Raw genomic sequence first — 23,405 nt, forward strand, 5'->3', positions numbered from 1 at the left:
CCAATCACGGCCTTGCCTGGGGCCGGCTCGGCGATCAGCCGAAACGACCGGAGACGTAGTCCTGGGTGGCCTGCTGTTGGGGGGCGTTGAAGATCTTGTCGGTCTCGTTGAATTCCACGAGGTAACCCACCTTTCCGGTTCCTCCTTCAACGGCCTCTGCGTTGTAGAAGGCGGTCATGTCGCTGACGCGAACGGCCTGCTGCATGTTGTGGGTGACGATCACGATGGTGAAGCTCTTCTTGAGCTCATGCATCGTCTCCTCGATCTTCAACGTTGAGATGGGATCAAGGGCTGAGCAGGGCTCATCCATGAGGATGACCTCTGGCTGAATCGCGATCGTGCGCGCGATGCAGAGGCGCTGCTGCTGTCCGCCGGAGAGCGAATACCCGCTTTCATTCAGCTTGTCTTTGCACTCATCCCAAACCGCCGCCTGGCGGAGGGAACGCTCAACAAGCTCATCCATGTCTCCGGTGTAGCCATTGATGCGAGCGCCGAAGGCGATGTTTTCGTAGATGCTTTTCGGGAATGGGTTGGGTTGTTGGAACACCATTCCGATCCGGCGGCGCACCTCCACGGGATCAATCCTGGGCCCGTAGAGGTCTACACCTCCAAACAGGATGCTTCCCTTCAGTGAGCAGCCTTCGATCAGATCGTTCATCCGATTCAATGAACGAAGCACCGTGGACTTTCCACATCCGGATGGGCCAATGAAGGCTGTCACCTTGCCGCGGGGAATCTCGCAGTAGACGTTTTTGACGGCTTCGAAATTGCCGTAGCTGATCGTGACGTTCTGCAGGGAAAGGGCGACGTCTGCGTTGTGGGACTCGGTGGCTTGGGGCTGTTGAAGAGTCGTCATTGTTTTATGCAGAAAAAGGTTTATTTGGCAGCAAATCGCGCCAGCCAGCGAGAGAACAGGTTCAGGGCCAGGATCATCACCACGAGCACAAACGATGCGGCCCACGCCAGCTCGTTGTGAAATTCGTAGGGCATGATCGCGAAGTTGTAGATCATCACCGAGAGGGTCGCGATTGGAGCGAAGATCCCTTCGGGCGTAAGCAGGTCCGACCAGAACGGTGAGAACAGAGCGGTGAAGATCAAGGGAGCTGTTTCCCCTGCTGCTCGGGCGATGCCAAGCACAACCCCTGTGGCTATCGGGGTTAATGCGGCAGGCAGGGTGATGCGAACAACGGTGACGAACCGGGATGCCCCCACGCCGAGGGCGCCACGCCGGAGATCGTCGGGCACCAGCTTCAGACCTTCATCGGTGGTTTTGATCACTGTGGGAAGCATCAGCACCGCCAGCGCCATGCCGCCGGCCACGGCGCTGTAGGCGTTTCCGAACAGGATTCGACTGGTGACGATCGTGCCGTAAATGAAAACGCCGGCAATGATTGATGGCACCCCGGCCAGCACATTGGTGCCGAAGCGAATGAACTGAGCGAACCATCCCGAACGGGAGTATTCAGCCAGAAAAATGCCGCCGCCGACGCCCACCGGAACGGCGATCAGTGCAGCGATGGCCGTCACCACCAGCGTTCCAACGATCGCATTGGCGATGCCGCCGTCTTCAAGGCCTGGCGGTGGTGGAAGTTGCGTCAGCAGGGCCAGGCTGATCTTGCTGCCCCCCTGCACGAGCACGTAGCCCAGCACAAGGATCAGGGGCAGGACAGCAGTCGCGGCAAACAGGGCTGCCAGAAACGAGAGCGCCCTGCTGCTGATGTTTCTGCGTTGAAAGGGCTTGTAGCTGAGGTCAGATGCTGACTCGGCTTTGTTGAGGGTGAGCGTCTGTGTCATGTCAGTACTTCAGGCTCAAACGCTTCACGATCCACTGGGCAAAAATATTCACGCACAGGGTGAGAACAATCAGCACGAATGCTGCGTACATCAGTGATGACACCTGGGAGCCATCCGCCTCACCAAATTGATTGGCCAGCATCGCTGCGATGGTGTTGCCAGGGGCCAGCAGCGAAACGCTGAAGTTGTTGGAATTTCCGATGATCATGGTCACGGCCATGGTTTCGCCCATGGCCCGGCCCAAGGCCAACATCACACCACCAATGATTCCGGAAATCGCTGCCGGGAGAATCACATTGATGATGGCTCCCCAGCGGGTTGTGCCTACCCCATAGGCCGCCTGGCGCAGTTGCGGCGGAACCTGATTCAGGCAATCACGGGAGATCGCCGTGATGATCGGCAGGATCATCACCACCAGGATCAACACGGCGGGAATGGTGCCAGGACCCATCGGTGGGGTGCTGAACAGGGGGAACCAATTGAACAGCTGATAAAGAAGTTCCAGCCCAGGCCTGATGAACGGTTCCATCACAAAAATGGCCCAGAGGCCAAGCACCACCGATGGAATCGCCGCGAGCAGTTCCACCATCAGGCCGATCACGTCCCTGATTCGCTTGGGAATGATGTTTTCGGTGATGAAAATGGCTGTGCCAACACCGAGGGGAACCGCGATCATCAACGCGAGCAGTGATGTGATCAAGGTGCCGTAGATCGCGGCTCCGGCCCCGTACTGATCGTCCACGGGATTCCAGTCTGAGGTGACCAGAAATTGCCATCCGTAGCGGGCCATGGAATCCAGGCTCCCCTGGAAAACCACCACAAGGATTGAGAACAGAACGATCGCCACAACGGAGGCCATGGCGATGGCGAGGTTTCTGAAACTGATGTCCACCAGCTTTTCCGCTGGTGGACGGCTTCGGAGCAAGTAACGACTGTCCGGGTCGGACATGCATCCAATGGCGCGCCCTTACAACGTATGACCCGAACCGTTTGGGGGCATTAACAACCGCTTAAGAGAGGGACTGGAGCCGGTTTGAACCTGCCGTTAGCGTGGGGATCAAGTTTTCAGGGATATGGGGCGGATCGTCGGAATCGATCTGGGGACCACCAATTCGGTTGTCGCTGTGCTGGAGGCAGGTCGCCCCCACGTGATCGCCAATGCCGAGGGCGGCCGAACCACCCCATCCGTTGTCGGATACACCAAGGATCAGGAACTGTTGGTGGGTCAGCTGGCAAGGCGCCAGCTGGTGCTCAGCCCCCGCAACACCTTCTCGAACCTGAAGCGGTTCGTCGGCCGGGACTGGGACGAACTGGAGGACAGCAGCCTGTCGGTTCCTTACACGGTGCGTGCCAACGATCAGGGGCAGGTTCGGGTGCCCTGTCCGGTGACCGAGCGGGAATACGCGCCCGAAGAACTGGTGGCCAGCATCATTCGCAAGCTTGTCGATGACGCATCCACCTATCTGGGTGAACCGGTGGAAGCGGCGGTGGTGACCGTGCCCGCTTACTTCAACGACGCACAGCGCCAGGCCACCCGTGACGCCGGACGGCTGGCGGGCATCTCGGTGGAGCGCATCCTCAATGAGCCCACTGCAGCTGCTCTGGCCTATGGCTTTGACCGCAGCGCCGTCAAACGGGTCCTGGTCTTCGACCTTGGTGGCGGCACCTTTGACGTGTCGCTGCTGCGCATCGCCAACGGCGTTTTTGACGTCAAGGCGACGAACGGTGACACGCAACTCGGCGGCAATGATTTCGATCAACGCATCGTCAACTGGCTTGCCGATGCCTTTGAAGAGGAGCACAAGGTTGATCTGCGCCGCGATCGCCAGGCCCTGCAGCGGTTGACGGAAGCGGCTGAGAAGGCGAAGCAGGAACTCTCTGGCGTGCTGAGCACCCCGATTTCGCTTCCCTTCATTGCCACCGGCAGCGATGGTCCGCTGCACATCGAAACCCGCCTGGACCGGGCCACCTTCGAAGGGCTCTGCCCCGATCTGCTGGATCGTCTGCTGAGTCCTGTCCAGGCAGCGCTGCGCGACTCAGGCTGGTCGGCTGACGACATCGATGACGTCGTTCTGGTGGGTGGTGCCACGCGGATGCCGATGGTTCTGCAACTGGTGCGCACCCTCGTGCCGATCGATCCCTGCCAATCGGTGAATCCCGATGAGGTGGTGTCCATCGGTGCTGCTGTACAGGCCGGAATCCTCACCGGTGAACTCAGGGATCTGCTGCTCAACGACGTCACCCCCCTGTCACTGGGACTGGAGACGATCGGCGGATTGATGAAGGTGCTGATTCCCCGCAACACACCGATCCCCGTGCGTCAGTCCGATGTGTTCAGCACCTCGGAAGCCAATCAATCGTCCGTTGAAATCCATGTCTGGCAAGGGGAGCGCCAGATGGCGACGGACAACAAATCCCTCGGACGTTTCCGGCTCTCTGGGATTCCACCGGCTCCGCGGGGGGTGCCGCAGGTGCAGGTGGCCTTCGACATCGATGCCAATGGCCTGCTGCAGGTCAGTGCCACCGATCGCACCACCGGCCGCAAGCAGTCGGTGTCGATTCAGGGCGGCTCGAACCTCAATGAGGAGGATGTGACCGCTCTGCTGGCGGAAGCGGAGGCGAGGGCTGATGAGGACAGGCGCAAACGCAACCAGATCGAGCGCCGCAACCGGGCTCAGACCTTGCTTGCCCAGGCGGAACGGCGGCTGCGGGATGCCTCACTTGAGCTGGGGCCTTATGGCGCTGAACGGCAGCAACGCGCCGTTGAAATGGCCATGCGTGACGTGCAGGACTGCCTCGCCAATGACGACCTCCAGGAGCTTGATCTCTGCGTCAGTGGTCTCGAGGAGGCGTTGTTCGGGCTGAACCGCCGACTGTCGGCGGAACGTCAGGCCGATGGCAGCCCGCTTCAGGGAATCCGCAACACCCTGGGCTCCCTCAAGGATGAGCTGTTTGCCGATGACTGGGACGACGACCCCTGGGGTCCCCCCAGCCGTCCGGGTGACCGTGGCCGTGGTTTAAGCCGGCGTGACCCTGCACCTTGGGACGATGACATCTACCGCTGAGCCTGATTACTGGTCTCTGCTGGGGGTTGATTCCGACTGCACGGATCAGCAACTGAAACGGGCCTTTCGCCGGGAGGCGCGCCGCTGGCACCCTGATCTCAACAGCAACGATCCCGTTGCTGAAGAGCGCTTCAAGCTGGTTAATGAGGCCTATGCGGTGCTCAGCGATCCCCGCCGCCGTGAGGCCTGGCAGAGAGGGGGTGGTTCCCGTGCGGATGTTGCCGATCCCTTTGCCCAGGGCTTCCCTGATTTTGAGGATTACCTCGATGTGATCTTCGGCGGTGGAACAGGACGTTCCTCCGTTGAGGTTGAGGACGAGCCCGATCCCCCCTTCCGCGGTGATGACGCCAGTGGTGATGACACCAGCCGGGAAGCCAGAGGCCATGAACCTCCGGTGTCGGCACCGCCGCCGCCGCCGCCGGTGCGTGCCGTGGAAGATCTCGAGTCGGTGGTTCATCTCACTCCGGATCAGGCTCTCCAGGGAACCGTTGTGGAACTGACGCTCGATGACGGCACGGTGATCGAGCTGAACACGCCCCCCTTTGCTGGGGATGGCTGGCGTCTGCGGCTTGAGGGCGTTGCCCCCGGCGGCCGTGATCATTTCCTTCAGCTCCGGGTCGTGACCGACGACGGGCTGCGGATTGATGGTCTGCGGGTGCTCTACAAGCTGATGCTGTTCCCACCGGATGCAGCCCTCGGTTGCGCTGTGGATGTGCCGACCCTGGATGGTCCTGTGACGCTGCAGGTTCCTCCAGGCTCATCCAGTGGACGTTTGCTGCGGCTGCGGGGGCGCGGGCTGCAACTGGATGACGAGCGGGGTGACCAGTTGGTGGAGATCGTTGTGGTGATTCCGTCCGATCTTGGTGATGCGGAACGGGCCCTCTACCGACGTCTTCAGGAACTGGCGAGCGAATCCGAGCAGGGTGGTTGACGATGGGTGAGACTCCGGTCCGGTTGATCTGACGGTTTTCCCGATGCGCGTCCACGTCCTGCTCTTTGATGCCGGTACGGATAGCGAAGGCATCCACTCGCTTGAAATCGCCGGACGAACCGTGGTTCTGCTGTTTGAGAACCCCGACGATGCCGAGCGTTATGCCGGTCTTCTGGAGGCCCAGGACTTTCCGGTTCCGACGGTGGAGGCCCTCGATCGGGAAGATGTGGATCTGTTCTGCCGTGAGGCCGGCTACGAGGCAAGGCTGATCGAGTCGGGCTTTGTGCCCAGCAATGACGAGGAGCGTCTGTTCATGGCGCCGCCCCAGAGCAACCGCGATGTGAGCAACTGGAAGGACGACGCGGTTGCGAACGACGGGGTTTCGGACGAGGCTGTTTCTTACGGCGGTGTGGCAGAGCAGCAGAGCGTTGAGCCCGCGCGCCAGGGAATGGAGACCGAACCGGAATCGAATCCTGAACTGGATGAGCTGCGTCGGCGCCTGGAGGGTCTGCTCTGAGCCATGGCCGTGTTCGACCCTGATCTGCAGCCCTCCAGCGACCGCGGCCACCTGCTCACCGAGCAGAGCAACCGGCGCAGTTCACGCCTGGATCAGCTCGACACCCTGGCGCTGGTGGAGTTGTTTGCAGACGAGGATCGTCGCCCCCAGGAGGCTGTTGCCGCTGTGGCCCCGGCGCTAGCCCAGGCGGTTGATTCCGTTGCCGAGCGCCTCCATGCCGGGGGCCGGCTCTTCTACCTGGGTGCTGGCACCTCCGGACGACTGGGGGTGTTGGATGCCGCGGAATGTCCGCCCACCTTCTGCAGTGATCCCCAGCAGGTGCAAGGTGTTCTCGCCGGTGGTTCCGCTGCGTTGCTGCGCAGCTCGGAAGTGCTTGAGGACATTGAGGCCGCCGGACGTGCCGATCTCGTGGAGCGGGGCTTCTGTGCCAAGGACTGCCTGGTGGGCATCGCCGCAGGCGGCACCACCCCCTACGTGCGCGGTGGGCTGGCGTTTGCCAAAAGCATCGGAGCCCTCGCCATCGCCATGGCCTGCGTTCCAAAGGAGCAGGCGCCCCTTCCCTGCGACATCGACATCCGCCTGCTCACGGGCCCTGAATTGCTCACGGGATCCACCCGGATGAAGGCTGGAACCGCCACAAAACTGGCCTTGAACACCCTCTCCACCGCCGTGATGGTGAAACTGGGCAAGGTCTACGGCAACCGCATGGTGGATGTGGCCGCCAGCAACAGCAAACTGGTGGACCGTTCCCTGCGGATCCTGCGGGATCTTGCCGGTGTGGAGCGTGAGCGGGGGCTGACGCTCCTGGAGGAGGCCGGCGGATCGGTGAAACTCGCCCTGTTGATGGCCGCTGCAGCCTTGTCGGTGGACCAGGCCAAGGCTCTTCTGCAGCAGCACAACCAACAGCTGCGGCCTGCCTTGGCCGCCTGCGGCGCTCAGCTGGCGGAAGCCTGATCGAATGGTCCCCAGTAGGGGGTGGTGAACAGATCAAGGTTGGACCGGGTCTGTTCAGGGACTTGATCTTTGGGGGTGATCAGGGCGTTGGCGAGGGCTGTGTGGGCCGGCGAGGCGGGAGGGTCCTGTTTGAGCCGCTGCATCAATCCACTCAGGATCGGTTTGGTGGCTGAGGCATTGGCCTGAAGGTTGCCGATCACCATCTCCACCGAGACAGCGTCATGATCCTCATGCCAGCAGTCGAAGTCGGTGACCATGCTCAGGGAGGCATAGGCCAGTTCGGCTTCCCGGGCCAGACGGGCTTCGGTGTGATTGGTCATCCCGATCACCGAACAATCCCAGGAGCGGTAGAGCTTGCTTTCGGCCCGGGTGGAGAAGGCGGGGCCCTCCATGCAGAGATAGGTGCCACCGCGGTGCAGCCGTCGACCCTCCGGCAAACCCTGTTCGGCGGCATCGGCCAACAGGGCACTCAAATTGGGGCAGAAGGGGTCCGCAAGGCTGACGTGGGCCACGCATCCGTTGCCGAAGAAACTGGCGGGCCGGTCCCGGGTGCGGTCGATGAACTGATCGGGCACGACCATGTCGCGCGGCTGCAGATGCTCCTGCAGCGACCCCACCGCCGAGAGCGAGATCAGCCAGCGCACCCCCAGTGAACGCATCGCCCAGATGTTGGCCCGGTAGGGCACTTCACTGGGAAGCAGATGGTGATGGCGGCCGTGGCGGGCCAGGAAGACGGTTTCGACGCCCTCGAGCTCTCCAAGGCGCAGTTGATCGGATGGTGCCCCGAAGGGTGTGTCGACCGTGCGTTCCTCCACCTGCCGCAAGCCGGGGATCGAATAGAGGCCGCTGCCGCCGATCACACCGACGCGGGCTTGGGAGAGGTCGGGCATGGTCGGCGTCTCTTTACACTCCAATTTTGCTCGCGCCACCATGACCAAGGCCTTGATGGACACTGAAGCAGGCCTGATCGAGCTCGAGCTGTTCGAAGCCGATGCCCCGAACACCGTCGCCAACTTCGTGAAGCTGGCCAAGGATGGCTTCTACGACGGTCTGGCCTTTCACCGCGTCATCCCCGGCTTCATGGCCCAGGGGGGATGCCCCAACAGCCGTGAAGGCGCCCGCGGCATGGCCGGTACCGGCGGCCCCGGCTACCAGATCGATTGCGAGATCAACCAGCAGAAGCACCAGGCCGGCACCCTGGCTATGGCCCATGCCGGTCGCAACACCGGCGGCTCGCAGTTCTACATCTGCCATGAGGCCCAGCCTCACCTCGATGGCGTGCATACCGTCTTCGGCCACACCGGCAACATGGATGTGGTGCTGAAGCTGGCCAACGGCTCCAAGATCAACAAAGTGACGATCCAGGAAGGCTGATCAGCTCCGGGTCCAATGCAGCAGTGACGGGCCGTTTTCCAGCAGTTCGTCACTGCCCAGGTTGATCAACTCATTGAGTTGATGTTCCACCCGTTCCAGGGTCTGGGGCGGGTGCAATGCCATCCGCTCCGTGGGAACGCGCATCAGACCCACCCGCTCGGTGGCCGCCAGGGCCGCCAGGCTCTTGAGCAGGGGGGCTGCATCGACGCCGTCGGGACTCAGTTTCCAGACGAATTGCGGTCGATCCCACAGCGCTAACAAGCGGGGTTCATGCAGGGCCTCAAGGCTGAAGCCATGGCGCTGGGCGATGGCTTCCACTTCCTGCCGAATGGTGGGCCAGCTTTCGGGGCCCACGTTCACCGCCAGAGCCAGCACCACGCAGGGACTCTCGGATTCGAACAGATGCCCGAGCTTCTCCCGCTTGGCCGCCAGGTAGTCGGCGTTGTGGGCACCGGGGTCCATCACCAGAGGTACCCGCTCCTCCACCTGCAGGCCATAGCCGCCAAGGCCGGCAATCTTGCGGGGGTTGTTGGTGAGCAACCGCAGCCGATGGATGCCGAGGTCGGAGAGGATCTGTGCGCCAACGCCGTAGTTGCGCAGATCCGCCGGGAAGCCAAGCCGCTCATTGGCTTCAACGGTGTCGAGCCCGGCTTCCTGGAGGCTGTAGGCCTTCAATTTGTTGATCAGGCCGATGCCCCGTCCTTCCTGGCGCAAATAAACGACCACACCCTCGCCCTCCGCTTCGATCTGACGCAGGGCCGCCTCGAGCTGGGGCCGGCAGTCGCAGCGCAGTGAGCCGAAGGCATCGCCGGTGAGGCATTCGGAATGCATGCGCACCAGCACGGGTTCGCTCAGGGCATTGGGCTCACCCTTGATCAGGGCCACGTGTTCTGAGCCATCCAGTTCGTTGCGGTAGCCCACCGCCTGAAAGCTGCCGAAGCGGCTGGGCATCTGGGCCTGGGCCATGCGGCGAACGAAGCGCTCGTTGTCCAGCCGGTAGCGGATCAGGTCAGCAATGCTGATTAGCTTCAGCCCCCAGCGATCGGCGTAGCTGCGCAGCTCGGGCAAGCGGGCCATGGAGCCATCGCTGTTCTGGATTTCACAGATCACTCCGGAGGGGCTGAGGCCCGCCAGCTGAGCCAGATCCACGGCGGCTTCGGTGTGACCGGCCCGTTTGAGCACGCCGCCGGGACGGGCGCGCAGGGGAAAGATGTGCCCAGGGCGGCGCAGTTCCGCTGGCCGCGTTGCCGGGTTGAGGGCCACCTGAATCGTGGCGGCGCGGTCTTCGGCGGAGATGCCGGTGGTCACCCCATGCTCGATGCCGGCATCGATGCTCACGGTGAAGGCCGTTTCGTTGGCATCGGTGTTGCGGTCCACCATCAGCGGCAGATCCAGTTCGTCCAGCCTCTGCCCCTCCATGGCCAGACAGATCAGGCCCCGTGCCTCGGTGGCCATGAAGTTGATCGCTTCCGGGGTGGCGAACTGGGCCGCGCAGATCAGATCGCCTTCGTTCTCCCGTTGTTCGTCGTCCACCACGACAACGCATTCCCCATTGCGGATCGCCGCCAGGGCGTCGCTGATGGCATCAAACGCGATCGGTTCGTTCGCGGGGTCAAGGGAACTGGGGTTCAGGAGCCTGGTCGCCGGGAGATGACTTCATTATTGATCTCTGTACGATCGACCGTTGGCTGGTTGGTTCAATGGCAGGCAGGACAACGTCGGCGGTTGAAGCGATGGCAACGGTGAAGGGCGGACGGGTTGCTGTGATCGGCGCCTCCGGCTACGGCGGCCTGCAGACCATCCGTCTGCTTCAGGGCCATCCCGGCCTGTCTGTGAGTTTTCTTGGCGGTGAACGCAGTGCTGGCCAACGCTGGAGCTCCGTCTGCTCCTTCCTGCCCCTGCCGGATGACCCAACGGTGGAATCAGCGGATCCGGATCGGATTGCGGCCTGTTCCGATTTTGCTGTTCTGAGCCTCCCCAACGGCCTGGCCTGTCAGTTGGCACCGCAACTGCTGGAGCGGGGTGTGCGGGTGGTGGACCTCTCCGCCGACTTCCGCTACCGCTCCCTGGAGCAGTGGCTGCAGGTGTACGCCAAGGAGGCCGGCTCCCTCAACCGTCAGGACGCTGAACTCTGCAGCAGTGCCGTCTACGGCCTGCCGGAATGGAACGGCCCTGCCATCGCTGACGCGAAGCTTGTTGCTGCTCCGGGTTGCTTCCCCACCGCCAGCCTGCTGCCCCTGCTGCCGTTCCTCAAGCAGGGCCTGATCGAGACCAGCGGCATCATCATTGATGCCAAGACGGGCACCTCCGGCGGAGGGCGCGTGCCGAAGGAGGCGATGCTGCTGGCGGAGGCCTCGGAATCCATCGCGCCCTACGGCGTGATCGGCCATCGCCACACCTCTGAGATCGAGCAGATGGCGATGGAGGTGGCTGGCCAGGAGGTGCGGCTTCAGTTCACGCCGCATCTGGTGCCGATGGTGCGTGGTCTGCTGTCCACGGTGTATGCCCGCCTGCGCGACCCCGGTCTCACCGCCGAGGATTGCACCACGGTTCTGGAGGCGATCTACCGCCACCACCCCTGCGTTCAGGTTCTGCCGGTGGGCACCTATCCCGCCACCAAGTGGGCGCGCCACACCAACCGCGCCCTTCTGTCGGTTCAGGTGGACACCCGCACCGGCCAGCTGGTGTTGATGAGTGCCATCGACAACCTGATCAAGGGTCAGGCCGGGCAGGGCGTGCAGTGCCTCAACCTGATGGCGGGCCTCGCTCCGGAGACGGGGCTGCCCCTGCAGTCGTTCTATCCCTGACGCCAGGTGGGCTTCAGCTCAGCCAGTGCCCTGGGCAGGAGCAGGTGTTCCTGCTCCTGAATCCGTTGGGCGAGCCTGGCGTGGTCATCCCCATCGAGAACGGGAACGGCAGCCTGGGCCAGGATTGGACCGGCATCCAGTTCCTCGGTGACGATGTGCACCGTGCAGCCGGTGACCTTCACCCCTGCCTGCAGGGCCTGCCCGATGGCATCCAGGCCACGGAAGCTGGGCAGCAGTGAGGGGTGGATGTTGATCAGGCGATCGGAATAGCCGCTGACCAGCACTTCGGTGACGATCCGCATCCACCCTGCCATCACCACCAGTTCCACCTGGTCGGCGCGGAACAGGCGCACCAGTTCGCCGTCCAGCTCGCGCCGGTCCTTGATCAGGCGATGGTCAAGCACCGACACCGGAATGCCGAGACGCTCCGCCCGCTGCTGGGCACCACAGCCCGGATTGTTCACCACCAGCCGCTGGATCCGCGCGTTGAGTGTCCCCGTCTGAATGGCCTGGGCCAGGGCCTCGAAGTTGCTGCCGCTTCCGGATGCCATCACCCCCAGCTGCAGCGGGGCCTGGTCAGCTCGATTGTTGTGGCTAGGGTCTGTCAAAGCTGGGTTCGGTCCATGTCCCATCTCTCCATCCTGCCGACTGTCTTCACCGACCTCGAGCGTCTGGTTCAGGCCCTTTGTGATGAGGGCTTCACGGTGGAGCGATCGACAAAATTGCAGGGATTCGCGGACGACTCCCATGCCGTGGATGTGCTCGCGTTTCAGGGCTCAGCCATGCCCCTGGGCTGGACCCAGCGGGAGGACGGAACAATTGTGATGCATGGCGACATCCAACGCATCAGCCGCCAGCCCGGGCTTGAACAGCGCTTGCAACGGGTGACCCGCCGCTACGCCCTGCTCCACGCCATGAACGAAGTGCGCCTTGGTGGCATGGGTTCCGCTGAGCTGATCCTGCAGACCAACTGACGTGTTCGAACCGGTTCAGATCCGGCTCGATCTGAGCCATCCCGAAACGCAGACCATCGCGGTGTCCATCGAGTGGACACCGCAGACCCAACGCCAGACCTTCCAAATGCCGGTGTGGACGCCGGGGTCGTACACGGTTCGTGATCACGCCCAGCACTTGCACAGCCTGCAGCTGCTGGCCAATGGCGAGGATCTGCCGGTGCGTCGCATGGCGCCGCACCAGTGGCTCTGTGATCTGCCGGATCTGAGCCCGCTCACGCTCAACTATCAGCTGGAAGCCCGGGATCTCACTGTCCGCACCGGGTTGCTGGATCCTGATTTCGCGTCGCTCTGCCTCGCTGCTGTGGCGATGGACATCGACGGGTGCCGCTGGTCACCACACCACGTTGCCGTCACGGCTCCGGAGCACTGGAGTGTGCATCTGCCGCTGGAGGCCAGCGCTGAGGGCTGGGTCGCTGCCGATTTCGATGCCCTCGTGGATAGCCCGCTGCATGCGGGGCCTTTTCAGGCAGAACCCTTCATGGTGGAGGGCAAGACCCATGAGCTGTTGCTGATCGGAACGCCACCGATGGGTTGGCCGCCGAACTTCATCAGCGACATCGAAAAGGTGTGCAGTGCCACCTGTCGCTTGCTGGGAACCCCTCCCCCGGCGGGGGACCGCTACCAGCTTGTGCTGCAACTGCTTGATCAGGGTTACGGCGGCCTCGAACACGACCACAGTGCTGTGCTGCAGTTCAGCTGGTCGGCTCTGGCCAAGCCCAAGGGGTACCGGCAGCTGTTGCAGCTGATCGGCCATGAATACCTGCACCAGTGGAATGTGCGGCGGCTGCGGCCCGTTGAGCTTCGCCCCTACGACTACGGGCAGGCGGTGATCACCGAAGGCCTCTGGTTTGCCGAGGGAATCACCAGCTACTTCGACCTCAGCCTGCCCCTGTTGGCGGGCTGTTCGGATCGACCGACCCTGCTCAAGGATCTGGGTGAGGAGCTGTCCAGCGTGCTGATGTCACCCGGTTGCTCGATCCAGTCGTTGGCGGCCAGTGCCCGTGAGGCGTGGATCAAGCTCTACAAAGCCACGCCAGCCTCGCGGGATAGCCAGATCAGCTACTACCGCCTCGGTGCAGCGGTGGCCTTCTGCCTCGACGTGCGCCTGCGGCAGCGCGGCCATTCTTTGGCCGCGATCCTGCGGGAGTTGTGGCAAGGCCCCGGCCGTCAGGCCCGTGGCTACAGCCGTGATCACATCAAGGCGGCTGTGGCTCGATGGGATCGCGATCTTGCCTCGGATCTGGATCAATGGCTTGACCAGCCCGAGGCTGTTCCCCTGCTTGATTGCGTGAAGGCTCTGGGGCTGCGCATGGACCCTGTGCCGCTCAAGCATCCCGACCATGGACTCACCCTCAAGGATGCTGAGGGCGCCGCTTTGATTCAGCGGGTGCGGCGCGACAGTCCCGGACAACAGGCAGGGCTTGTGGTGGGTGATGAGCTGTTGGCGATCAATGGCTACCGGGTGCGTCGTAGCAGTGACCTCGCAGTTCTGCTTGAGAAGCAGGAGTGTGTGCGCGTCACCTATTCACGACGCAGCCTGCTCAAGGAGACCCAGCTCTTCCCTGATGCGGGTGTGGACCATTGGACGTTGGATTGGGATCCTGGGTGCACAACGGAACAACGGCAGTTGCGGGATCGATGGTTCGAGATCGTCTAAGCCGTTTCTGCACCGGTGTGTGGAACCGCGTTGAACAGCACCGTCCGCTCTCCATCGGCGTTGCTGCAGCGGGGACGTTGGCTCTGGGGCTGACCAGCTGGTCGTTGATGGAGCAAGCGAAGCTCTCTTCTGTGGGGATGGAGCGTGGTCGCCAACGGGAGGACAACCCCTCCGCTTCAGTGCCGTTACCACCGAAGTCGCGCTCCTGGCGATCGCCCCTGGCCCGGCAGTGTTCGGGTGTGGACAGGGCGTTGCGGTCGCGTTTGAACCAGCTCGATGCCCGTTCGGGTTCCTGGCGGACGTTCGTGAAGATCGATGCCACCAATTTTGGCGAGCGTTACGACAAGGACGCCTACGGCCGTGTGATCGACGCCACGCCGAGGGTGGTGGTGCTGCACGAAACCGTCTACTCCTTGAGCTCCGCTCTGAACACCTTCATGACGCCCCATCCCCGCGATGAAGATCAGGTGAGTTATCACACCCTGGTGGGCCAGGACGGACGCGTTCTGGATCTGGTGGATCCCTTGAGCCGGGCCTATGGCGCAGGTTTTTCGGCCTTTCTCGGGGAGTGGGCGATCACCAACAGGAAGCTCAAGGGTTCCATCAACAACTTTGCTCTGCATCTGAGCTTGGAGACACCACCATCAGGCGCGAATGCCAACCGTTCCCATGTTGGCTACACCTCCAAGCAATACGACGCGCTGGCCCTGGTGTTGTCGGGTTGGATCCGCTCCTTCAATCTGCCGCCTGCGGCGATCACCACCCATCGCCACGTGGATCTGGGCGGAGAACGGGATGATCCCCGCAGTTTTGACTGGTCGAAACTTCAGACGCGGCTGGCGGCCCTCGGTGACCTCTGCGTGAGTTGATGCGTCGTTAGCGTTCGAATCCTTGTGTACTGCGTCGGTGAAAACGCTCCCCAGCGAGGATCTTGATCGCATTATCGAAATGGCCTGGGAAGACCGAACGCCCTTTGAGGCGATCGAGTTTCAATTCGGACTCTCCGAGCCGCAGGTGATCGCAGTGATGCGGCAAGAGATGAAAGCGTCATCGTTCAAGCTCTGGCGCAAGCGGGTCAGCGGCCGCAAAACCAAACACGCCGCCACCAGCCGCTCCGATCGATTCCGGGCGAGCTGCCACAAGTGAATGGAGCCCGATTGGGTTCAGCGCAGGACGCCCTGCAGGATCCCTTCAACAAGACCCGCCGGACTCATGCCCCGGGGGAATTTTTGGGGTGCGTTGCGGTATCTCGTGCCTGAGATCAGGCCTGCAGCCATCTGCCCCATCACGCCGGCATAAGGGTCAATGTCATAGGAACGCCGGACCGGAGTGGTGAAGTTCCTGACGCAGCCATAGAAATCCCTGGCGTCTCTGCACTGTGCTGCCACTTCGGCGTCCACCTGAGCGAGTGCGGTTGATGGGACAAGCAGGCCAAATGCCAGCAGGTGAAGGAGTTGTTTCATCGATCTGCCGTGCTGGATCGATGTTTCAACAGATAGGGGGGCGTCCACATCCCCCATATGGGGGAGAGGCAGAGCTGATGAACTCTCTCAACTGAGGGATGAGGAGACGAGGGATTGGGTTGGGCCGCTCACGCAGCCAAGTGCTCGTCATGGACCTTTAAACCGTGATGTCGGGATTCGGTTGGCGACCGCCGTAAATCAACCCGTGCAGTTCAGGGTCCTGCATGTAGCCCAACACCCGTGCTGGGTAATCCAATTTTCCGTTGTGGAGGTAGGTGAGGGTGGCGATCGCCTTGGCATCCAAATAGGAACGGCTCGCCTGCAGCATCAAGCTCTCTGGCAAGCCAAGGGCCAGCTTCAGCCGTTGAAACTTTGCCGCCAGCAGGGTGATGTTCATCTCGGGGTCCAGCAATTGATTGCGGGCCCAGGTGATCTCCTCCTGTGTTGGGTTCGCCGGCAGCCGGTTCTGATGGATCAGTTCCGACACGCTGATCTGGGCCGGTCCGTGGGTCTTCACGAGACCGGAATGGGCGATGAAGGGGAGGCTCTCCCCAGGCTTGGAGTGCTGAATTTCGTCGAAAAGAACGGCGGTGATCAGCATTGGATTCACCTGATGCGCCGCTGCCTGGCGCAGAATCACTGGCTTCAGCTCGCGAAGACGATCCAGGGTGGATGCGCGCAATGGTTGGAGCTGATCCACCCCGCTGGTGAACAGCTGGGCCAGCTGCGTCTGGGGGCCGTGCACCCCGAAGCGACGTTGCAGCAGCTTCAGTTCTTCGGGTGAGAAATCTGTGGGCTCGAGCCTGTTCTCCACCACAACAGGCGCCTGATCCCCAACCTCAGCAACCGGGGGTGACCAATGACCAACCAGGCATAGGCTCGCTGCCATCGCCAGCAGCCCAGTGGTCAATCGCAGTGGCTCAGCCATGGGGGCTGGAAATGGGGTTAGCGGAATGTGACATGAAACTAGCCGGGGTGTCCTTTTGCGTGGGCATCCCGGCAGATTCTGGATACGTTCGGCAGGAATGCACCGTCCGCCCGGCATGAGCTTCCCGGATTTCAACGCCTCCGACGCTCATATTCAGTGGCAGCGCTTCTGCGATCTCAGCTGGTACCACGATGATCTGGGCGTCTGGCTCGACATCAGCCGGATGCACGTGAACGCCATCGATCTGCAGCAGCTGCAGCCGCGGATGGACAAGGCGTTCGCAGCGATGCAGGAGTTGGAAGCCGGCGCCATCGCCAATCCCGATGAGCAGCGCCAGGTGGGGCATTACTGGCTTCGCACCCCTGAACTCGCTCCCTCATCAGAGCTTCAACAGCACATCTCTAGGGAAATCGATCTGATCGCAGCCTTTGGGCGCGATGTGATCAACGGAACGATCAAGGCCCCCAACGGCGAAGCCTTCACCGATGTGCTCTGGATCGGCATCGGCGGCAGTGGTCTGGGACCCGCATTGATGATCAAGGCGCTCCAGAACCCGGGCGAGGGGCTTCCGTTTCATTTCCTCGACAACGTCGATCCCAATGGGATGAGCAACGTTTTGGCGGGGTTGGAGGGTCGTCTCGACCGCACCCTGGTGGTGACGGTGAGCAAGTCGGGGGGAACGCCCGAACCCCACCTCGGTATGGAGCAGGCTCGCCATCGCCTCGAGGCGGCTGGGGGCCAGTGGGCCGGCCAGGCCGTTGCCGTGACGATGCTTGACAGCAAGCTGGATCAGCAGGCCCAGAAGGAAGGTTGGCTCAAGCGCTTCGACATGTTCGATTGGGTTGGGGGGCGCACCAGCATCACCAGTGCCGTTGGTCTGCTGCCCGGTGCCTTGATTGGCTGTGACATCCGCGATTTCCTCACCGGCGCCTCTCAGATGGATGCCGCCACCCGCGCCGCGGATCTGCGCCGCAATCCAGCCGCCCTCATGGCCGCTTCCTGGTTCGTGGCCGGTGGTGGTCGTGGTCAGCGCGACATGGTTGTTCTGCCCTACCGCGATCGTCTGGAGGTGTTCAGCCGTTACCTCCAGCAGCTGGTGATGGAATCCCTGGGCAAGCGCCTGGATCGCAACGGTGACGTGGTGCATCAGGGCATCGCTGTTTACGGCAACAAAGGCTCCACCGACCAGCACGCCTATGTGCAGCAGCTGCGCGACGGTGTTGACAATTTCTTCGCCACCTTCATCGAGGTGCTCGAAGACGTGAGTGACATCCCCACGCTTGACGGGGAATGCCCCGGCGACTTCCTGGATGGTTTCCTCCAGGGCACCCGCTCAGCCCTTACCGAGGGTGGCCGCCAGAGCATGACGATCAGCATGCGCCGCTTTGATGCACGCCGTCTCGGCGCCTTGATCGCTCTGTTCGAGCGTGCCGTCGGTCTCTACGGCGAACTGGTGAACATCAACGCCTACCACCAGCCCGGCGTAGAAGCCGGCAAGAAGGCAGCAGCAGCAATTCTCGACCTTCAAGGTCGTGTGGAAGCGATCCTGGCCGACGGTGTGGCCCGCTCCGCCGATGAAATTCGCCTGGCTCTCGGGGATGGCACCCATGAATCCATCTTCTGGATTTTGCGTCACCTCACCGGCAACCAGCGCGGGTTCAGTGCCCAGGGCGACTGGAGCCAGCCCGCCTCGATGCGCTTCAGCAAAGGCTGATCCCGTCTGGGATCAGGGCACCAGGTTCACCAGTTTTCCAGGGACCACGATCACCCGACGGGGGGCTGCGCCCTCCAACCATTTTTCGGCCACATCACTGGCCAGGGCGAGCCGTTCCAGCTCCTCCTTGTTTGCAGAGGCCGGAACCTGCAGCTTGCCCCGCACCTTGCCCTTCACCTGGATCACCACTTCAACGCTGTCCTGTACAAGTGCCGTTGGATCCAGAACCGGCCAGCTTTGACGGTGCACGCTGCCGCTTCCCCCCAGACGGCTCCAGAACTCCTCCGCCAGATGTGGCGCGAACGGAGCCAGCAGGCGAACCAGTCCGGAAAGAGCTTCCTGCAACACAGGTGCACTCAGGGCCTCGATGCCCGTGGAGCTGATGGCATTGGAGAGCTTCATCAGCTCGGAGATGGCCGTGTTCAGTTGGATCTCATCACTGAGGTCCTCGCTGACGGCTTCGATGGCCAGGTGCAGCGCCCGACGTACGTCGCTGTCGGCATCGCTCAGATCGGCCGGCCGTTGCATCGGCTCGAGTGAGTCGATGCGGGCAGCACCCGCCTCAACAAGTCGCCAAAGCCGTTGCAGGAAGCGGAACTGGCCCTCCACATCGGCGTCATCCCACTCCAGATCCTTCTCCGGCGGAGCCTTGAACAGGATGAACATGCGGGCTGTGTCTGCGCCGTAGCGGTTGATCACCGCCGCGGGGTCAACGCCGTTGTACTTCGACTTCGACATCTTCTCGAACAACACCTCAAGCTTGTCGCCGGTGTTGGGGTCCCGGGGATTATCGGGATCTGCCACGTCCGCTGGAGCGATGTACTTGCCGGTTGTCGCATTGCGGTAGGTGATTCCCTGCACCATGCCCTGGGTTAGGAGCCGTTCAAACGGTTCGTTGATGTCGACCAGGCCGCGATCCTTCAGCGCCTTGGTGAAGAAACGGGCATAGAGCAGGTGCAGGATCGCGTGTTCGATGCCGCCCACGTATTGCTTCACCGGCAACCAGCGGTTCACCGCCTCCCTGCTGAAGGGTTTCTCGGTGTTGTGGGGATCGGCGAAGCGCAGGAAATACCAGGAGGAACACATGAAGGTGTCCATGGTGTCTGTTTCCCGCTTGGCCGGCTTGCCGCAGCAGGGGCAGGCCACATTCACCCAGTCGCTCTGCTGGCTCAGGGGCGAACCGCCTTTTCCAGAGAGATCAATGCCCCGGGGAAGCTCCACCGGAAGGTCCTCGCGGGGCACCGGAACAGCACCGCAGTCATCGCAGTGGATGACAGGAATGGGGCAACCCCAGTAGCGCTGGCGCGAGATCAGCCAGTCGCGCAGGCGATAGGTGACTTTGCTAGTTGCCCAACCCTGCTCGGCGCCGTGGCCGGTGATGGCGCCCTTGGCTTCGCTGGAGGCGGTGCCATCGAAGCTGCCGGAGTTGATCAGTGTTCCGGCATCCGTCCAGGCCTGACCGGCCGCGATGGCTTCAGCAGCACCCTCGGCGTCGATCACCTGCTGAATCGGCAGACCGTTCGACTGGGCAAAGGCGATGTCGCGTTGGTCGTGGGCCGGCACGCCCATCACGGCGCCCGTGCCGTACTCGTCCAGCACGTAGTCGGCGATCCACACCGGCAGCACCGCCCCAGTCAGGGGGTTGATCACGTGACTGCCGATGGGCACCCCCCGTTTGGGCCTGTCATCGCTGGTGCGTTCGATCGTGCTGAGACGAGCCACCTCCTTGCGGAAGGCCTCCACCGTGTTCTTCTGTTCAGCGCTGGTGAGGCTGTCCACCAGTTCGTTTTCCGGTGCCAGCACCACGTAGCTCGCCCCCGCGAGGGTGTCGGGTCGGGTGGTGAACACGGTGATCCCCTGATCCTCTGCTCCCTCAACGCTGAAGCTGATCTCCGCCCCTTCCGAGCGACCGATCCAGTTGGCCTGCATGGTGCGCACCCGTTCCGGCCAGCCTTTGAGAGCGTCCAGGTCGTTGAGCAGCGGCTCGGCGTAGTCGGTGATGCGCAGGAACCACTGATTCAGCTGGCGTTGTTCCACCAGAGCTCCGGAGCGCCAGGAGCGGCCGTCACCATCCACCTGCTCATTGGCCAGCACGGTCTGGTCGACGGGATCCCAGTTGACGGTGGCGTTCTTGCGATAGGCCAGCCCCCCTTCGAGCAGTTCAAGGAACAGCCACTGGGTCCAGCGGTAGTAGTCGCTGTGGCAGGTCGCCTGTTCGCGGCTCCAATCGATCGAAAGCCCAAGGCGATCCAGCTGCGCCCGCATCTGATCGATGTTGTGGTCGGTCCACTCGCCGGGGTCTACATTGCGTTCGATGGCAGCGTTTTCAGCGGGAAGTCCGAAGGCATCCCAGCCCATCGGATGCAGCACGGCATGGCCCCGCATGCGTTGAACCCGGGCGATCACATCGGTGATCACGTAGTTGCGCACATGGCCCATGTGCAGGCTTCCCGATGGGTACGGGAACATCGACAGGGCAAAGAATCCGGGCTTCTCACCACCTTCTTCTGTGGTGTCCACCCCATCCGCCTTCCAACTCTCCTGCCAGCGCTGCTCCAGCGCAGTTGGGTCATAACGACCGGTCTGGGCACTGGCGTCGACGGCAGGGTTGGCAGCGTTCACGGAACCAGCGCTCGGAAGGTTGCGATCGTGCCACATGCCTGGTGTTCAGCCGAGGGAGCGGATCACGCTGATTTGCCGACGGTTGATCAGCACGGGCCGGCTCGCACCCGCCCGTTCGATGGCCAGAAATTCTGGGTCCTGCCAGATCAGACGCCCCTCGATGGGCTCCTGTCCCACCACAGCAATGCTGAGGGGGAGCTGTTCACGAATCCAGCTCTGCAGCAACCGAACCCCCGGAAGGCTTGGATCGAGTGGAGGTGTCTCCATAGGATTCGGGGGCAATACCGGCCACGCATGCTGCAGTTCAGCAAATATCAGGGACTTGGCAATGACTTCCTGATCGTTGAAGGCCGGCAGGGACAACTGCCCGATGCCATCAGCAATCCCGATCCCGCCTGGGTGCGGCGCATCTGTGATCGGCGCTTCGGCGTTGGTGGCGATGGCCTGATTCTGGCGCTGCCTCCTCAGGCGGAGGGAGAACTGCGGATGCGGATTCTCAATGCCGATGGCAGTGAGGCCGAAATGTGTGGCAACGGCATTCGCTGCCTGGCCCGCTACCTGGCCGACACCGACGGTGATGCCCCCGGCCGCCGATGGGACATCGAAACCCTGGCGGGAATGATTCGTCCCGAACTGATGGCCGATGGCCAGTTGCGGGTGGACATGGGTCCTCCTTTCCTCACCTCCGAGGGCATCCCCACAACCCTGATGCCCGAAGACGGCCTGCCGCAGGGGGTGCTGCTGCTGGAGGGAGAACAACTGAAGGTGGCGGCCGTTGGCATGGGCAATCCCCATGTGGTGGTGCCCGTCGACGACCTGGCCAGCATTCCCTTTGATGCCTGGGGTGCTGCCCTGGAGGTCCATCCGGCCTTCCCGGCCAAGACCAACGTTCATTTCCTCCAGGTGCACAGCCGTGAGCGGCTGGAGATCCGGGTCTGGGAACGGGGTGCTGGCCCGACATTGGCCTGCGGCACCGGTGCCTGCGCCACCCTGGTGGCGGCGGTGCTGCTGGGCCTCGCCGATGACTGCGCCGAGGTGGTGCTGCCCGGCGGTCCACTGATGATTGAGTGGCGTGATCGCTCCGGTTCCGTGCTGATGACGGGACCCGCCGAAGCGGTGTTTGACGGGGTGCTGACGCCCGATCTGGTGCCGGCAGGATCCTCGATGGCTTCGACCAGCGAACCCCCTGCCGCTCCACCTGCGCCGACGGCCGCAACCGACTTCGATTGCTCCAAGGATTGTGCTGACCAGTGTCAGCGCCCCGACCGCTGCCTCCGCGATGAGGCGCAGCAGAAGGTGCAGGCTTTCCTCAGCAGCACGTCCCTCGATTCGATGCTGAATCTCGCCAGTGAGTCCCTGGAGCAGCGCACCAAGGCGCGGTTCGAGCGTGGAACCCCCTGAGCTCTACCTGGATGCTGCTGCCACGACACCGCCCCTGCCGGCGGTGGTCGCGGTGATGCAGCAACTCCAGCAGACGGCCTGGGCCAACCCCAGCAGCCTCCATGGGGCTGGGTTGGCAGCAGCGGAAGCTCTGGAGCGAGCGCGCTGGCGCATCGCCGAGCGCTTTGCTGTTAGCCCTGATCAGTTGATCGTCACCTCAGGGGCGACGGAATCCGTGCACCTTGCCTTGCTCGGTACTGCCGCCGGTCTTGTCCCTGGCCGGTTGGTGATCTCTGCGGTGGAGCATCCGGCGGTGGTCGCTGCGGCGCACCAACTGGACGCCCTGGGCTGGACCATTGCCGAATGGCCCGTTGATGGGCAGGGCGTACTGCGGCTCGATCAGCTCGATCGGTTGATATCCGCTCCAACCCGATTGGTTTCCCTGATTGCAGCCCAGGGCGAGGTGGGTGCACTGCAACCGATCAGCACGATCGCTCGGGCCTGCCGCAAGCGCGGCATCGTCATCCATAGCGATGCCACCCAGCTTGTTCCCCAGGGTTGCTTCGCCTTCGACCGGCTCGGCGTTGATCTGCTGACCCTCTCCGCCCACAAGTTCCGTGGCCCCCGGGGCGTGGGCCTGTTGATTCGGGCACCGGGTGTGGACCTTTCACCGCTCCAGGGCGGCGGTGGACAGGAGCACGGCCTGCGCTCCGGTACCGAACCTGTTGCGTTGGTGGGTGGCATGGCCGAAGCCCTGATGGCCCTTCCCAGCTTTGACCCCGTCAGCCAGCACGTTCCACCGGGTAGTTCAACCCAGATCCGTCGTCAACGGGATCAACTGCTCGAACGCCTGCTGGAGCTACCCCAGCTTCAGCTCTGCGGCCCTTCTCCCGATCAGCGTCTGCCCCATCACATCGCGTTGTTGGCCAAAACCGTTGCTGGACAGCCGCTGCCCGGACGCGATCTGGTGCGACTGCTGGCGGCGGCGGGGGTGGCCTGCAGCAGCGGCAGTGCCTGCAGTAGTGGCAGCAGTGCCGACAGTGCTGTGCTCACGGCCATGGGCATTCCAGGGCCTGAACGTCAGTCGGGCCTGCGGCTGACCCTTGGCCCCTGGTTGTCGGATCAGGATCTCGACGCCGTTCCCGCCCGTTTTGCATCCGGGCTCGAGGCATTTTCCTGACAT

General features: G+C 62.8%; 23 protein-coding genes. 13 read left to right on the forward strand and 10 right to left on the reverse strand.

Going from position 1 to position 23,405, the window contains the following annotated elements:
* Positions 1 to 34: 34 nt before the first annotated feature.
* Genes pstB through pstC form a run of 3 tightly spaced genes read right to left on the reverse strand, consistent with a single transcriptional unit; the run spans position 35 to position 2,743 of the window.
* A complete protein-coding gene (gene pstB, locus DXY04_RS10365; RefSeq protein WP_114989240.1) occupies positions 35 to 856 on the reverse strand; it encodes a phosphate ABC transporter ATP-binding protein PstB in 822 nt (273 codons plus the stop codon).
* Positions 857 to 876: 20 nt separating this feature from the next.
* Complete coding sequence (pstA, locus tag DXY04_RS10370; RefSeq protein ID WP_115161992.1) at positions 877 to 1,794, reverse strand: phosphate ABC transporter permease PstA; 918 nt, start codon at positions 1,792 to 1,794, stop codon at positions 877 to 879.
* A gap of 1 nt (position 1,795) precedes the next feature.
* On the reverse strand, positions 1,796 to 2,743 hold the full coding sequence (gene pstC / locus DXY04_RS10375; protein WP_115161993.1) for a phosphate ABC transporter permease subunit PstC: 948 nt from the start codon (positions 2,741 to 2,743) through the stop codon (positions 1,796 to 1,798).
* A 124-nt stretch (positions 2,744 to 2,867) separates the two neighbouring features.
* Here pstC and dnaK point away from each other — a divergent pair, with 124 nt between their 5' ends.
* Genes dnaK through murQ form a run of 4 tightly spaced genes read left to right on the forward strand, consistent with a single transcriptional unit; the run spans position 2,868 to position 7,261 of the window.
* Positions 2,868 to 4,859: a molecular chaperone DnaK gene (dnaK, locus tag DXY04_RS10380; RefSeq protein ID WP_115161994.1), complete on the forward strand. Its 1,992-nt coding sequence runs from the start codon at positions 2,868 to 2,870 to the stop codon at positions 4,857 to 4,859.
* Positions 4,843 to 5,790, forward strand: coding sequence for a DnaJ domain-containing protein (locus DXY04_RS10385; protein WP_115161995.1), 948 nt, complete (start codon positions 4,843 to 4,845; stop codon positions 5,788 to 5,790). The genes dnaK and DXY04_RS10385 overlap by 17 nt, the downstream gene beginning before the upstream one ends.
* A 43-nt stretch (positions 5,791 to 5,833) precedes the next feature.
* Entirely contained in the window at positions 5,834 to 6,307 is a 474-nt protein-coding gene (locus DXY04_RS10390; protein ID WP_115161996.1) for a DUF3110 domain-containing protein, read from the forward strand.
* Positions 6,308 to 6,310: 3 nt separating this feature from the next.
* Positions 6,311 to 7,261, forward strand: coding sequence for an N-acetylmuramic acid 6-phosphate etherase (murQ, locus tag DXY04_RS10395; RefSeq protein WP_115161997.1), 951 nt, complete (start codon positions 6,311 to 6,313; stop codon positions 7,259 to 7,261).
* Here murQ and mtnP read toward each other — a convergent pair.
* Complete coding sequence (gene mtnP / locus DXY04_RS10400; RefSeq protein WP_371634538.1) at positions 7,243 to 8,193, reverse strand: S-methyl-5'-thioadenosine phosphorylase; 951 nt, start codon at positions 8,191 to 8,193, stop codon at positions 7,243 to 7,245. The two genes, murQ and mtnP, sit on opposite strands and share 19 nt — an antisense overlap.
* Between mtnP and DXY04_RS10405 the strand changes: the two genes are divergently transcribed.
* On the forward strand, positions 8,192 to 8,635 hold the full coding sequence (locus DXY04_RS10405) for a peptidylprolyl isomerase (RefSeq protein ID WP_114989232.1): 444 nt from the start codon (positions 8,192 to 8,194) through the stop codon (positions 8,633 to 8,635). The genes mtnP and DXY04_RS10405 overlap by 2 nt on opposite strands.
* Here DXY04_RS10405 and ribBA read toward each other — a convergent pair whose 3' ends face one another.
* Positions 8,636 to 10,231 carry a bifunctional 3,4-dihydroxy-2-butanone-4-phosphate synthase/GTP cyclohydrolase II gene (gene ribBA / locus DXY04_RS10410; RefSeq protein ID WP_115161999.1) on the reverse strand — a complete coding sequence of 532 codons (1,596 nt, stop codon included), beginning with the start codon at positions 10,229 to 10,231 and terminating at the stop codon, positions 8,636 to 8,638.
* 137 nt (positions 10,232 to 10,368) lie between these two features.
* Between ribBA and argC the strand changes: the two genes are divergently transcribed.
* A complete protein-coding gene (argC, locus tag DXY04_RS10415) occupies positions 10,369 to 11,442 on the forward strand; it encodes an N-acetyl-gamma-glutamyl-phosphate reductase (RefSeq protein ID WP_115162000.1) in 1,074 nt (357 codons plus the stop codon).
* Here the strand turns inward: argC and purN are convergent.
* Positions 11,433 to 11,993: a phosphoribosylglycinamide formyltransferase gene (gene purN, locus DXY04_RS10420; protein ID WP_244278661.1), complete on the reverse strand. Its 561-nt coding sequence runs from the start codon at positions 11,991 to 11,993 to the stop codon at positions 11,433 to 11,435. The genes argC and purN overlap by 10 nt on opposite strands.
* Positions 11,994 to 12,065: 72 nt before the next feature.
* Between purN and DXY04_RS10425 the strand changes: the two genes are divergently transcribed.
* Genes DXY04_RS10425 through DXY04_RS10440 form a run of 4 tightly spaced genes read left to right on the forward strand, consistent with a single transcriptional unit; the run spans position 12,066 to position 15,261 of the window.
* The gene (locus tag DXY04_RS10425) at positions 12,066 to 12,416 is read left to right on the forward strand and encodes a DUF1257 domain-containing protein (RefSeq protein WP_115162001.1); all 351 of its coding nucleotides are present in this window, start codon (positions 12,066 to 12,068) and stop codon (positions 12,414 to 12,416) included.
* Between the two features lies 1 nt (position 12,417).
* Positions 12,418 to 14,115 carry a M61 family metallopeptidase gene (locus tag DXY04_RS10430; protein ID WP_170951406.1) on the forward strand — a complete coding sequence of 566 codons (1,698 nt, stop codon included), beginning with the start codon at positions 12,418 to 12,420 and terminating at the stop codon, positions 14,113 to 14,115.
* Positions 14,097 to 14,984, forward strand: a complete 888-nt coding sequence (locus tag DXY04_RS10435) for an N-acetylmuramoyl-L-alanine amidase (RefSeq protein ID WP_115162002.1) — start codon at positions 14,097 to 14,099, stop codon at positions 14,982 to 14,984. Before DXY04_RS10430 ends, DXY04_RS10435 begins: the two co-directional genes overlap by 19 nt.
* A 37-nt stretch (positions 14,985 to 15,021) precedes the next feature.
* Positions 15,022 to 15,261 (forward strand): TIGR03643 family protein, encoded by a 240-nt coding sequence (locus DXY04_RS10440; RefSeq protein ID WP_115132654.1) that lies wholly within the window; start codon positions 15,022 to 15,024, stop codon positions 15,259 to 15,261.
* A 17-nt stretch (positions 15,262 to 15,278) separates the two neighbouring features.
* On the opposite strand, the gene DXY04_RS10445 is transcribed toward DXY04_RS10440, so the two are convergent.
* Positions 15,279 to 15,578, reverse strand: a complete 300-nt coding sequence (locus DXY04_RS10445; protein ID WP_244278662.1) for a hypothetical protein — start codon at positions 15,576 to 15,578, stop codon at positions 15,279 to 15,281.
* A 157-nt stretch (positions 15,579 to 15,735) separates the two neighbouring features.
* The gene (locus DXY04_RS10450) at positions 15,736 to 16,506 is read right to left on the reverse strand and encodes a helicase DnaB (protein WP_115162003.1); all 771 of its coding nucleotides are present in this window, start codon (positions 16,504 to 16,506) and stop codon (positions 15,736 to 15,738) included.
* Between the two features lie 115 nt (positions 16,507 to 16,621).
* On the opposite strand from DXY04_RS10450, the gene DXY04_RS10455 reads away from it, so the two are divergent.
* A complete protein-coding gene (locus DXY04_RS10455; RefSeq protein ID WP_115162004.1) occupies positions 16,622 to 18,220 on the forward strand; it encodes a glucose-6-phosphate isomerase in 1,599 nt (532 codons plus the stop codon).
* 12 nt (positions 18,221 to 18,232) lie between these two features.
* Here DXY04_RS10455 and leuS read toward each other — a convergent pair whose 3' ends face one another.
* Together leuS and DXY04_RS10465 are read right to left on the reverse strand one after the other, a co-directional pair.
* Positions 18,233 to 20,878, reverse strand: a complete 2,646-nt coding sequence (gene leuS / locus DXY04_RS10460; RefSeq protein WP_244278663.1) for a leucine--tRNA ligase — start codon at positions 20,876 to 20,878, stop codon at positions 18,233 to 18,235.
* 9 nt (positions 20,879 to 20,887) lie between these two features.
* Positions 20,888 to 21,109: a hypothetical protein gene (locus DXY04_RS10465; protein ID WP_115162005.1), complete on the reverse strand. Its 222-nt coding sequence runs from the start codon at positions 21,107 to 21,109 to the stop codon at positions 20,888 to 20,890.
* 27 nt (positions 21,110 to 21,136) lie between these two features.
* Between DXY04_RS10465 and dapF the strand changes: the two genes are divergently transcribed.
* Both dapF and DXY04_RS10475 read left to right on the forward strand, forming a co-directional pair.
* On the forward strand, positions 21,137 to 22,243 hold the full coding sequence (gene dapF / locus DXY04_RS10470; RefSeq protein ID WP_115162006.1) for a diaminopimelate epimerase: 1,107 nt from the start codon (positions 21,137 to 21,139) through the stop codon (positions 22,241 to 22,243).
* Positions 22,230 to 23,402, forward strand: coding sequence for a cysteine desulfurase family protein (locus tag DXY04_RS10475; RefSeq protein WP_115162007.1), 1,173 nt, complete (start codon positions 22,230 to 22,232; stop codon positions 23,400 to 23,402). The genes dapF and DXY04_RS10475 overlap by 14 nt, the downstream gene beginning before the upstream one ends.
* The last annotated feature ends 3 nt before the right edge of the window (positions 23,403 to 23,405 follow it).

The sequence above is a fragment of the Synechococcus sp. UW86 genome (assembly GCF_900474085.1).
Taxonomy (GTDB): Bacteria; Cyanobacteriota; Cyanobacteriia; order PCC-6307; family Cyanobiaceae; genus Parasynechococcus.